General features: G+C 66.3%; 12 protein-coding genes. 6 read left to right on the plus strand and 6 right to left on the minus strand.

What is annotated here, in order from left to right:
- Positions 1–4: 4 nt before the first annotated feature.
- A complete protein-coding gene (mgtA, locus tag PMO31116_RS14720) occupies positions 5–2,734 on the minus strand; it encodes a magnesium-translocating P-type ATPase (protein ID WP_150567369.1) in 2,730 nt (909 codons plus the stop codon).
- Positions 2,735–2,822: 88 nt separating this feature from the next.
- A complete protein-coding gene (locus PMO31116_RS23745; RefSeq protein WP_174971353.1) occupies positions 2,823–2,981 on the minus strand; it encodes a hypothetical protein in 159 nt (52 codons plus the stop codon).
- Positions 2,982–3,591: 610 nt separating this feature from the next.
- Between PMO31116_RS23745 and PMO31116_RS14725 the strand changes: the two genes are divergently transcribed.
- Entirely contained in the window at positions 3,592–4,194 is a 603-nt protein-coding gene (locus tag PMO31116_RS14725) for a phosphatase PAP2 family protein (protein ID WP_150567370.1), read from the plus strand.
- Positions 4,195–4,410: 216 nt separating this feature from the next.
- On the opposite strand, the gene rnk is transcribed toward PMO31116_RS14725, so the two are convergent.
- The gene (rnk, locus tag PMO31116_RS14730; RefSeq protein ID WP_023597236.1) at positions 4,411–4,836 is read right to left on the minus strand and encodes a nucleoside diphosphate kinase regulator; all 426 of its coding nucleotides are present in this window, start codon (positions 4,834–4,836) and stop codon (positions 4,411–4,413) included.
- Between the two features lie 149 nt (positions 4,837–4,985).
- Here rnk and hemL point away from each other — a divergent pair, with 149 nt between their 5' ends.
- The 5 genes from hemL to ribD all read left to right on the plus strand — a co-directional run bounded on the left by hemL (position 4,986) and on the right by ribD (position 9,715).
- Entirely contained in the window at positions 4,986–6,290 is a 1,305-nt protein-coding gene (gene hemL, locus PMO31116_RS14735; protein WP_150567371.1) for a glutamate-1-semialdehyde 2,1-aminomutase, read from the plus strand.
- Between the two features lie 86 nt (positions 6,291–6,376).
- A complete protein-coding gene (locus tag PMO31116_RS14740; protein ID WP_150567372.1) occupies positions 6,377–6,991 on the plus strand; it encodes a LemA family protein in 615 nt (204 codons plus the stop codon).
- 10 nt (positions 6,992–7,001) lie between these two features.
- Positions 7,002–7,994, plus strand: coding sequence for a TPM domain-containing protein (locus PMO31116_RS14745; RefSeq protein WP_150567373.1), 993 nt, complete (start codon positions 7,002–7,004; stop codon positions 7,992–7,994).
- 5 nt (positions 7,995–7,999) lie between these two features.
- Positions 8,000–8,611, plus strand: coding sequence for a TPM domain-containing protein (locus PMO31116_RS14750; protein WP_150567374.1), 612 nt, complete (start codon positions 8,000–8,002; stop codon positions 8,609–8,611).
- Positions 8,612–8,617: 6 nt separating this feature from the next.
- On the plus strand, positions 8,618–9,715 hold the full coding sequence (gene ribD, locus PMO31116_RS14755; RefSeq protein WP_150567375.1) for a bifunctional diaminohydroxyphosphoribosylaminopyrimidine deaminase/5-amino-6-(5-phosphoribosylamino)uracil reductase RibD: 1,098 nt from the start codon (positions 8,618–8,620) through the stop codon (positions 9,713–9,715).
- Between the two features lie 153 nt (positions 9,716–9,868).
- Here the strand turns inward: ribD and PMO31116_RS14760 are convergent, their stop codons facing one another.
- The 3 genes from PMO31116_RS14760 to PMO31116_RS14770 are packed head-to-tail and all read right to left on the minus strand — an operon-like array spanning position 9,869 to position 11,675.
- Positions 9,869–10,630 carry a 2-keto-4-pentenoate hydratase gene (locus PMO31116_RS14760; protein WP_150567376.1) on the minus strand — a complete coding sequence of 254 codons (762 nt, stop codon included), beginning with the start codon at positions 10,628–10,630 and terminating at the stop codon, positions 9,869–9,871.
- Positions 10,627–11,466, minus strand: a complete 840-nt coding sequence (locus PMO31116_RS14765) for a 2-keto-4-pentenoate hydratase (RefSeq protein WP_150567377.1) — start codon at positions 11,464–11,466, stop codon at positions 10,627–10,629. The genes PMO31116_RS14760 and PMO31116_RS14765 overlap by 4 nt, the downstream gene beginning before the upstream one ends.
- Positions 11,466–11,675: a tautomerase family protein gene (locus tag PMO31116_RS14770; protein WP_023597244.1), complete on the minus strand. Its 210-nt coding sequence runs from the start codon at positions 11,673–11,675 to the stop codon at positions 11,466–11,468. The genes PMO31116_RS14765 and PMO31116_RS14770 overlap by 1 nt, the downstream gene beginning before the upstream one ends.
- Positions 11,676–11,802 lie beyond the last annotated feature (127 nt).

Genomic DNA, 11,802 nt, shown 5'->3' on the forward strand with positions numbered 1-11,802 from the left:
CGTATCACTGCCAGCCGAAGCGGCGTGCAAACATGCCCTTCATCATCTGCGTGAGCACGGCGTAGGCGAGCAGGATCGCGGCGAGCATCGGGAAATACGCGAGGGGCAGCGCCTGCATCCTGAACGTGTCGGCAAACGGCGACATCGGCAGCATCAGGCCGATCAGCATGACCGCGCCCGTCATCAGCATCAGCGGCCAGGCGGCGCGGCTCTGAATGAAGGGCAGACGGCGCGTGCGGATCAGGTGCACGATGAGCGTCTGCGAGAGCAGCCCCTCGACGAACCATCCCGACTGGAACAGCGACTGATGTTCCGCACTGTTCGCGCCGAACAGGTGCCACATCGCGACGAACGTCAGCACGTCGAAAATTGAGCTGATCGGGCCGAAGAACACCATGAAGCGCGACAGATCCGCCGGATTCCACTGTTGCGGCTTCGTCAGTTGCTCGTCGTCGACGTTGTCGAACGGAATCGTGGTCTGCGACAGATCGTAGAGCAGGTTCTGCGTGAGCAGCTGCAGCGGGAGCATCGGCAGGAACGGCAGGAACGCACTTGCGATCAGCACCGAGAAAACATTGCCGAAGTTCGAACTGGCGGTCATCTTGATGTACTTGAGCATGTTCGCGAACGTACGCCGCCCTTCGATCACGCCCTGCTCGAGCATCATGAGGCTCTTTTCCAGCAGGATGAGGTCGGCGGCCTCCTTGGCAATATCCACGGCGGTGTCCACCGAAATGCCGATGTCGGCCGCGCGCAGCGCGGGCGCGTCGTTGATGCCGTCGCCCATGAAGCCGACCACGTGGCCGTTCGCGCGCAGCGTGCGCACCAGGCGCTCCTTGTGCGCCGGCGTGAGCTTCGCGAAGACGTTGGCCCGCTCGACCGACTGCGCCAGTTCGGCGTCGCTCATCGATTCGATGTCGTCGCCCAGCACGCAGCCGGTCACCTTCAGGCCGACCTCCCGGCAGACCTTGGCCGTCACGAGATCGTTGTCGCCGGTCAGCACCTTGACGTCGACGCCCGACGCGGCGAGCGCGCTCAGTGCCGGGGCCGTCGACTCCTTGGGCGGATCGAGAAACGCGATGTAGCCGACCAGCACCAGGGCGCTCTCGTCGGCAATGCCGTAGCGCTCGCGCACCGGCGGCAGATGGCGCGTGGCCACCGCCACGACGCGCAGCCCCTCGGCATTCAGGTCCGCCGTCACGCGGCGCAGGCGTGCGAGCACGTCGGGCGTGAGCGGCTCCACATTCGCGCCGTGCTGCACCCGGTCGCACACGGCCAGCACTTCTTCCACCGCCCCCTTGCAGATCAACTCGTGATGCTCGCCGTTCTCGCTCACCACCACCGACATGCGACGGCGCTGGAAGTCGAACGGGATTTCGTCGATCTTGCGATAGCGGTTGACCACGTCGAGCCGCTGGTGCAATTCGGCATGGTCGAGCACGGCTACGTCGAGCAGGTTCTTGAGCCCCGTCTGATAGAAGCTGTTGAGGTACGCGTACTCGAGCACATCTTCCGAGGCGTGGCCCCAGACGTCGGTGTGGCGCTCCAGGCAGATCCTGTCCTGCGTGAGCGTGCCTGTCTTGTCGGTGCACAGCACGTCCATGGCGCCGAAGTTCTGGATCGCGTCGAGGCGCTTGACGATGACTTTCTTGCGCGAGAGGACTACCGCACCCTTGGCGAGCGTGGCCGTCACGATCATCGGCAGCATTTCGGGCGTGAGGCCAACGGCCACCGACAGCGCGAAGAGCGAGGCTTCGAGCCAGTCATGCTTGGTAAAGCCGTTGATGAGCAGCACGATGGGCGTCATGACCATCATGAAGCGGATGAGCACCCACGAGACGCGGTTCACGCCCTGCTGGAACGACGTGACCGTGGGCTGCTGCGCGGTGACGCGCTGCGCGAGCGACCCGAAGAACGTGCGCGCACCCGTCGCAACCACGACGGCCGTGGCCGAGCCGCTCACCACGTTCGTGCCCATGAACGCGAGATTGTCGTAAGCGAGCGGGTTGCTGCCGCCGGATTCGCAAGCGTGCGCGAACTTCTCGACCGGAAGCGCCTCGCCCGTGAGCGCCGACTGCGAGACGAACAGGTCCTTGGCGCTAAGGATGCGCACGTCCGCCGGAATCATGTCGCCCGCCGCGAGCAGCACGATATCGCCCGGCACGAGGTCGGCGAGCGGGATCTCGCGGCCCATGCGGCCCAGCGGGCGCACATTCGCCGCGTCGATCGCGGTGTCGCGACGCAGCACGGTGGCCGTGGTGCGGACCATGGCCTTGAGCTTCTCGGCCGCCTTGTTCGAACGCGCTTCCTGCACGAATCGCAACACCGTGGAAATGATCACCATCGTTGCGATGATGATCGTTCCCTCGGTGTCGTCGGTCGCGTACGAGACCGCGGCCAGGGCCGAGAGCAGCAGATTGAACGGATTGCGGTAGCAGTTGAAGAGATGGCGCCACCAGGGCAGCGGCTTCTCGTGCTCGACTTCGTTGGCGCCCACATGCTCGCGCACGGTCGCCGCTTCGTCGTCGGACAGGCCGTCGCGAGTGGTGTGCAGACGCGCGAGCAGGTCCGGCCCCGCGTCGCGCGCGGCGTCGGCCAGACCTGGCGGTGCCTCGTGGCCATGGGCGGGCGCATCGAGGGTTTCGAGCATGTCGCGACGGCGGAAGAAGCGCAGGCCGAGGCGCGCGCCAAGCACCGCAATCAGACGCTCGCTGAGCGTGAGAGCTTGTTGCATCGGATACATCCTTGGAGAGCCATTGGGCGCGCCGGCGGATCGCCGGCGCCCCGGAAACGTCATCAGCGCGGATCAGCCCGCGTGCTTTTCACCCCCGGCGCATCACCGCGCGCAACCACTGCACGACGCGTGCTCGCGCGCCCGGTCGGGCAACGCCAGCGCTCTCGGCATGCGGATCGACGTGAAAGTGATGCAGACACTGCGACGGCAGCATCAGGGCTTGCGGATTGCCTCCGCGAAGGGTCATGGAGTAGCGGGACACGTTAAATCCCCCGGCCGCGCGGCGATCCGACCCGCGCGGGCGCCGGGTTCGCGTTCTCCGCCCGCGAGGCGGTGGAAACGAAACGCGAACGCACGCGCACGGCAGGACAGCCCGAACGGCATACGTAAAACTTGCTAGGGAGCGTGCTACGAAAGACACCCGCCATCGATATAGCCCAAACCGGTCCCCCGGCGCGACGGCCAGGAATGATGGGCAATCAAGAGGAATGTCTGAGGAGCGCGCCGACCCGACGATGCGAGTCAGCGGCGGGGAAGATCCCGGGGACTAACTCGCGATATTGGCGTCGACCTGCGTCGACCGGCAACTACCACTGGAACTACTGTCCACGGAAGGACCTCCTGAGAACTAAGACGGCGCGATTCTACCCCCGAGAGCGTCGAAAGAAAAGTGACAATTCAACGTGTTACAAAATGATGACAATGGAAACTTTCCACCGGCCGGCGGCTCAGTCAGAATCCGTCATGTTTTCGTCATAATCCGCCTGCCGGCGGCCGTCGATGCGCTGGCACCGCCCCCCGGGGCAGTCCGGTGGGGTCGTGGGGGCCGGCGGCTATTTTTTCGCCCTCCGGACTCAATGGATTCGATCAATCGCGCTCTCTTTCTGGCCATCAACGCGTCGCCCAACGTCAGCGAAGGCGAACTGGCCGTCGCCGTCTTTCTCGCCAAGTACCTGATTCTGCTCTTGCCCGTCGGTCTGGCGACGCTTTGGCTCGCGGGCGGACGCGACCGCGAAGGGGCCGTGCACGGCCTGCTGGGCGTAGGCCTGGTGCTGCTGGTCAACTTCGTCATCGGGCTGGCCTGGTTCGAGCCGCGCCCCTTCGTTGCCGGACTGGGCACTAACCTGCTCCCGCACGCTGCCACCAGTGCATTTCCCAGCAATCACGCCTCGATCATGTTCACGTCCGCGTTCGTGTTGATGGGCACGGTCGCACGCACGCCGCGACTGCTCGGCAAGCTGCTGCTGCTCTGTGCCCTGCCCGTGTGCTGGGCGCGTGTCTACCTGGGCGTGCATTGGCCCGTCGACATGCTCGGCGGGCTCGTCGTCTCGATCGTGGTCGCGCTGATCATGCGCAGCGCCGGCGCGCGCGAGACCAGCCGCATCGTGACCGCGGTGTTCGAAGGCATCTATCGACGCCTGCTGGCATGGCCGATCGCGCGCGGCTGGCTGCGTCGGTGAACGAGGCGCGGCTACGTGTCGCGCGTAACGCTTCGAACGACCGTGGACATCGCCAGGGGAAAGGCGCCGGGGAGCAAGCGGGAAGTTTCGGCGTGGCCGAGACTGCGCGGAACGACGAGCCGACAGTCGAGCCCGAGGAAGACGTTGTGTGCGACGGGGGATGTTTGGGAGACTCGGGAGATCCGAATCTCCCAATGATGCTGCGGAAGACGTGAATCAGCGGTGATAATCGCCAGCCGCTTCCGGCTGGTAGTCGATGCCTAGCAGTTCGAGCTCGATCAGGCGTCCGCCCGGCACCTGCCAGTGGATCGACTGCCCGACGCGCAGTCCGAGCAGCGCGCTGCCCACCGGCGCGAGCACCGACAGGCCGTTCTCCGTGCTTGCAAGATGCTGCGGATACACGAGCGTCACACGGTGGGCCTGCTGCGTGGCCAGATCACGATAGCGCACCACCGAATTCATGGTGGCGATGTCGGCCGGCATTTGCTCCGGGTCAACGACACTCGCCCGGGCAAGCTCTGTTTCGAGTGCCTCCACATACGGCAATGCCGCGCGCGGCGCCTGCGCCATGAGCGATTCGAGGCGTTCGACATCTAGCGTCGAGACGGTGATCGAGGGACGTTGGGAGTTCACGGTGGACATGTCGACGGGCCTGTTTTTCCTTGACGTTGAGAAAGTTGCCCCCAATCTAACAGATGCCCCGCCCCGCGAGAAGTCCCGCTGCCGGGCGGCATCCGCTAGAATCGACGCATTGGGGCCCGTGTGCCCGTCAACGCCGCCTAACTGAAGTCATGTCCGATTCCACCACCAACGCCGCCCTTTTCGAGCGCGCCCAGCAAACCATTCCCGGCGGGGTCAACTCGCCCGTTCGCGCTTTCCGCTCCGTCGGCGGCACCCCGCGTTTCATCGCCCGCGCCCAGGGTCCCTACATGTGGGACGCCGAGGGCACGCGCTATATCGACTACATCGGCTCGTGGGGGCCAATGATCGTCGGCCATCTGCATCCCGACGTCGTTGCCGCCGTGCAGACCGCGATGTCGCAAGGCTTCAGCTTCGGCGCGCCGACCGAAGCCGAAGTGGTCATGGCCGAGGAAATCTGCCGTCTCGTGCCGTCCATCGAACAGGTGCGACTGGTGTCCTCGGGCACCGAGGCGACCATGAGCGCACTGCGTCTCGCGCGCGGCTTCACGGGCCGCACCAAGATCGTGAAGTTCGAAGGCTGCTACCACGGCCATGCCGACAGCCTGCTCGTGAAAGCCGGCTCCGGTCTGCTCACGTTTGCCGATTCGACGCGCAATGCGCCGTCCTCGGCCGGCGTGCCGCCCGAAGTCACGCGCGACACGCTCGTGCTCGAGTACAACAATGTCGAGCAACTGCGCGAGCTCTTTGCCGGTCAGGGTAGCGAAATCGCCGCGGTGATCGTCGAGCCGGTCGCCGGCAACATGAATCTCGTGCGCGGCTCGCGACACTTTCTGCAATCGCTTCGCGAGCTGTGCACCGCGCACGGCGCGGTGCTCATTTTCGACGAGGTGATGTGCGGCTTCCGCGTGGGGCTGGGCGGCGCGCAGGCGCTCTACGGCATCACGGCCGACCTCACCTGCCTGGGCAAGGTCATCGGCGGCGGCATGCCGGCGGCGGCCTTCGGCGGACGACGCGACATCATGTCGCATCTCGCGCCGCTGGGCGGTGTCTATCAGGCCGGCACGCTCTCGGGCAACCCGCTGGCCGTGGCGGCCGGACTCGCCACGCTCAGACTGATCCAGGCGCCGGGCTTCTACGAAGACCTGGCCACCCGCACGTCGCGGCTGGTGAAGGGCCTCGTCGACGCGGCGCAGGCGGCCGGCGTGCCGTTCTCGGCCGACAGCGTGGGCGGCATGTTCGGTCTGTACTTCCGCGCCAACGTACCGCAGAGCTTCGCCGAAGTGACCACGTCGGACGTCGCCCGCTTCAACAAATTCTTCCATGGCATGCTCGATCGCGGCGTCTATCTCGCCCCGAGCGCCTTCGAGGCAGGTTTCGTCTCCGCCACGCACGACGACACGATCATCGACGCGACGATCGCCGCCGCCCGCGAGGCGTTTGGGACGCTCGCGTGAGCGCCCGGGGTCGGTGGCGTACGCTTTGCGTCGTGGCGTCCGCGCGCCGCCCATCGTCCTGTTCGAACATTACAAGGGGAAACATCATGCAAATGCCGCTGCCGACCAAGCTTCGTCAGTCGTTCCTGCGCTGGCTCGCCCTCGGGCTGCTCACGTCGCTGCTCTCCGCCTGCGGATACAACGAGATTCAGGTCAAGGACGAGGCCGTCAAGGCGGCCTGGAGCGAGGTCGTGAACCAGTACCAGCGCCGCGCCGATCTGGTCCCCAACCTGGTGAACACGGTCAAGGGCTACGCCGCGCACGAGCAATCGACACTGACCGAAGTGATCAACGCGCGCGCGAAGGCCACGAGCATCACGGTCACGCCGGAGACGCTGAACGACCCCGAGGCATTCAAGCGATTCCAGCAGGCGCAGGGTGAGCTCTCCGGTGCACTCTCGCGACTGATGGCCGTCTCGGAGAACTATCCGAACCTGAAGGCCGATGGCCTGTTCCGCGACCTCCAGTCGCAGCTCGAAGGCACCGAGAACCGCATTACGGTGGCACGCAATCGCTACATTCAGGCGGTACAGGACTACAACGTCTACGTGCGCCAGTTCCCGAACAACCTGACGGCGAAGATGTTCGGCTACGGCCCGAAACCGAACTTCACGGTCGAGAACGAAAAGGCCATTTCGACGGCGCCGGCGGTCAAGTTCTAAGGAGCCCGTCATGGCGACTGTTCCGGCCATCCGGGCGATTGCGGCAAATTCGGCGCGGTCGGTGCATTCCGCCCGGCATGCATTCCTCCCCGGGCCGGATGCCCCGCGTGCTGCCCATGGCCGGGCGGCGCGCGCGTTCCGGGCCCTGCTGGCGCTGACGCTCGTTTGCCTGTGCTGGCTCGCGCTGCCCGCCGACGCGCAAGACCTGGTGGCCGTGCCCGCGCTCACGGCACGCGTGACCGATCTTACCGGTACGCTCACGCCTGAGCAGCGAAACGCTCTGGAGACACAACTGGCGCAGTACGAACAGCAGCGCGGCAGTCAGATCTTCATCCTGATGGTGCCCACCACAGCGCCGGAGACCATCGATCAATACAGTATTCGCGTGGCGGATGCGTGGAAAGCGGGCCGTAAGGGTGTCGACGACGGCGTGATCCTGCTCATCGCCAAGGAAAATCCAAACGACCTGCGCAAGATGCGCATCGAAGTCGGGCGTGGCGTGCAGGGCTCGCTCACCGACGCGATCTCCGGTCGCATTCTGCGCGACGTGATGGCGCCCCACTTCCGCAGCGGCGACTTCTTCGGCGGCCTGGCCGCCGGCGTGGCCGCCGTGGAAGCCGCCATGAACAACGAGCCGTTACCTGCGCCGAACCTGCCATCGACGCGCGCGCCGCACTCGGATCTGTCCGACTTCCTGCCACTGCTATTCATCGTGTTCATCATCGGCATGGTCGTGCTCATGGAAAGCCGCCGGCGCTTCCGCGGCCCCGGCCTGCCCGGCGCCGACGTGAACGATCCGCGCTCGCGCGTGCTCACCGGCGGCCGCGGTGGCCGCATTGGCCCCGGCGGTTTCGGCGGCGTTCTCGGCGGCGGGCTGGGTGGCGGACTCGGCGGCGGCTGGGGCCGCAATGACGGTGGCGACTTTGGCGGCGGCGGTGGCGGCGGCTTCGGCGGTGGCGGAGGCGGCGGATTCGACGGCGGTGGCTCGTCGGGGAACTGGTGATCACCATGGCACACGAAACGCACTCGACTGCCCCCACGCACGCGAGAGACCCTCACCACGGCGACGCGTCTCCCGATCGGGCGTGCGCGCCGGCGTCCGACGCGAACGGCGCGCACAACCTCTCGCGCTGGCTACGACACCTCGGCACGTGGCGCGCTCATGCCCGCTGGATCTTCCCGGACAAGGCGCTCGACACACTCGAGGCCGCGATCCGGGCGTCGGAATCGGAGCACCGCTGCGAGATCCGGCTCGTCATCGAAGCCGCCATGCCGCTCGCGGCCGTCTGGCACGGTCAAACGTGCCGGCAACGCGCGGTGCATCTGTTCCGCCAGCTCGGGATCGCGCACACGCACGAGCGCACGGGTATTCTGCTGTACATCAACCTCGCCGATCACGACATCGAGCTCATCGCCGACAAGGGCGTCAACGCGCTGGTGCCCGCGAGCACGTGGGAGGCCGTCGTGACCCGGATGAGCGGCGGTTTTCGCGAAGAACGATACGTCCAGAGCGTGCTCGACGCCCTGGAGACCCTGCGCGCGATCGCGCGCGAATCCCTGCCGGCGCACGCCGGCGCTGCGTCGGCCAATGCCTTGACCGACCGCCCATTGATGCTCTGACGCCTCATGTTTTCCGAACAGGATTTCGCCTACATGCGCCGCGCGCTCGCCCTTGCCGAGCAAGCCATGTTCACGACCACGCCGAACCCGCGCGTGGGCTGTGTGATCGTGCAGGACGGGCGTGTCATCGGCCAGGGCTTCACCCAGCCCGCCGGACAGGACCACGCCGAGGTGCAGGCGATGAAAGACGCTCGCGCACGCGGCGAATCGCTCCGCGGCGCCACCGCCTACGTCACACTCGAACCGTGCAGCCATTACGGGCGCACGCCGCCCTGCGCGAAAGGACTCATCGAGGCCGGCGTCAAGCGCGTGATCGCCGCGATGGAAGATCCGAATCCCGTCGTCGCAGGGCGGGGACTGGCCATGCTGCGCGACGCCGGCGTCGACGTGCGCTGCGGCCTGCTCGAACAGGAAGCCCGCGAAATGAACATCGGCTTCGTCGCCCGCATGACGCGCGGCACGCCGTGGGTACGTCTGAAAGTGGCCGCGAGCCTCGACGGCAAGACGGCGCTCAACAACGGCGTGAGTCAGTGGATCACCGGTGCGGCCGCGCGCGCCGACGGGCATGCGTGGCGCGCACGCGCCTGCGCCATCCTGACGGGTATCGGTACGGTGCGCGAAGACGATCCCTCGCTGACCGTGCGCGAGGTGCAGACCACGCGCCAGCCGCTGCGCATCGTCGTCGACTCGCATCTGGACATTTCTCCGGCCGCGAGAGTGCTCGCCGACGGCAACGCTCTCGTGGTGTGCGCCAACGGCGACGCCGCGCGAGTGGCGCGCCTGCGCGATCTCGGGGTGGAAGTGCTCGATTTGCCGAACGCAAACGGCAAAGTCTCGCTGCCTGCGCTACTGCGCGTGCTAGGCGAGCGTCAGCTCAACGAAATCCACGTGGAAGCCGGGTACAAGCTCAACGGCTCGCTGTTGCGCGAGCACTGTGTCGACGAACTGCTCGCCTATTTCGCACCCTGTGTTCTCGGCGATGCGCAAGGCATGTTCCATCTGCCGGCGCTGTCGTCGCTCGACGACAAGCTGACGTTCCGCTTCACCGATGTGCGCACGATCGACGACGATCTGCGGGTCATGGCCCGCCTCGTGCGGCACTGAAGCGCGACGCAGCGGTGCATTGCACCTTCGTCGCCCCACGATTCGAATTGCCCGGAAAAACACGGGGCGCCCGTTGAGGTGCGCCCCGTGTTTTTCCATGCCGCGCGAGCGTCGCATCGGCGCATGGCGCCGCCGCGTTGCCCGCCGCCGGACTCAGACGTGGAATCCCACGCGACCGAGCGTTTCCATCTCGACCGAGACGTACTGCCCCGGCTGGATGTACTCGGCCGGCGTGGCGCCGCCGGCCATCACGATCCAGCCCGCCTGCAGCGGTTCGCCGGCCGCCGCGGACAAACGCGCCGCCGCCACCAGCGAACGCAGTGGATGCCCCAGCAGCGCCGCCGTCGACCCGACCTGCACCGTGCGGCCGTTGAGCGTCATCGCCAGCCCGAGGTTCGAGAAGTCGACGTGCGGATCGTGCCACGCACCGATCACGAAGCCGCTGGACGACGCATTGTCCGCGATCACTTCGGGCAGCGTGAACTTGAAATCCTTGTAGCGCGAATCGATGATCTCGATGGCCGGCGCGATGGCTTCGACCGCCGCGAGCGCCTGCGGGCCCGTGACGTTGCCTTCGAGCGGCTTCTTCAAAATGAACGCGATTTCCGGTTCGACTCGCGGATGCACGTAGCGCTTGAAGTCGATCGTCGTACCTTCCTCGACCTGCATGCCGGACGTCAGGCGCCCCCAGATCACGTCGGACAGCCCCATCTGGATCATCTTCGCGCGGCTGGTGAACCCCATCTTCACACCCACGCGCGTCTCGCCGCGTTCGGCACGCCGGGCGAGCGAGGCGGCCTGGATGGCGTAGGCGTCGTCGAGCGACAGACGATTGTCGGTATCGAACTGTTCGACTTCGTGGGCGAAGTGCGCCGCGTCGTCGAGCAGCTTGGCGTAGTCTTGAATGTGGCTCATCGTGCAGCCTCGCTGGCAGAGTCGGCCGGGGCGAAGACGGCGCGCACCGAACCCAGGCCATTGATACGGGTCTCGAAAATATCGCCGGGCGTCACGGCCGCCATTGGGCCGAGCGCGCCGGAGAGCACCAGGTCGCCGGCCTTGAGCGGCGTGCCCACGGCCGCCATCGTGCGGGCGAGCCACACCACGGCGTTGATCGGACTGCCCAGGCACGCGGCGCCGGCCCCCACCGACACCGGCTCGCCGCGACGCTCCATGACCATGCCGCACATGCGCACGTCGAACTCGGAGAGCTTCTTCGGCGTGTTGCCGATGACGAAAGCCGACGAAGACGCGTTGTCGGCGATCGTGTCGGTAATCCGAATGTTCCAGTCGGCCACGCGGCTGCCCACGATCTCCAGCGCCGGCAAGGCGTAGTCGATCGCGTTGAGCACGTCGAGCTGTCCGGGATTGTCGAGGTTCAGGTCGCGGCCAATCACGAACGCAATCTCGGCTTCGATCTTCGGCTGCGTGAGGATCGAGGCGGGAATCGGCTCGCCGTCGCCATACCCCATGTCGTCGAAAAGCATGCCGAAGTCCGGCTGGTCCACGCCCAGTTGCTTTTGCACCGCGACCGACGTCAGGCCGATCTTGCAGCCCACGATGCGGCGCCCCGCGGCCAGACGGCGCTCGGTGTTGATGCGCTGAATCGCGTAGGCCTCGTCGATGCTCAAGGGCGCATATGTCTCGCGCAACGGGGCGATGAACCGATGCGAGCGCTCGGCTTCGTGCAACGCGTCGGCGGCCTGCTGCAGACGCGCGCGCGTCGCCTCGTCGTGTCGTTCGATCGAGCTCATCACGCGCCAGCCTTGGCCGGCGCCGCCGGCTCGTCCTTGGTGCGCTCGCCCACTGCCCAGTGGGCGGCCGGCACTTGCGTAGCATAGACACGAATCGATTCGAGCGGTGCACCGAGCGTTTCATGCACGGTGCGTGCCACGGCCTTCACGCAGGCCTTGACGGTGGCGTCGTCGCGACCTTCCACCAGATTGATATGTACGATTGGCATGAGGCTGTCCCCTGAAAATGCCGGATTGAGCGGCGTCGTGCCTTATGATGCGCGCTCGATAAGATACCGTCCAATACCAAATTTCCAGATTCCGATACCATTCCGGTATTGAGTGACGGGCGTGCGC

Source organism: Pandoraea morbifera, from assembly GCF_902459575.1.
GTDB lineage: Bacteria > Pseudomonadota > Gammaproteobacteria > Burkholderiales > Burkholderiaceae > Pandoraea > Pandoraea morbifera.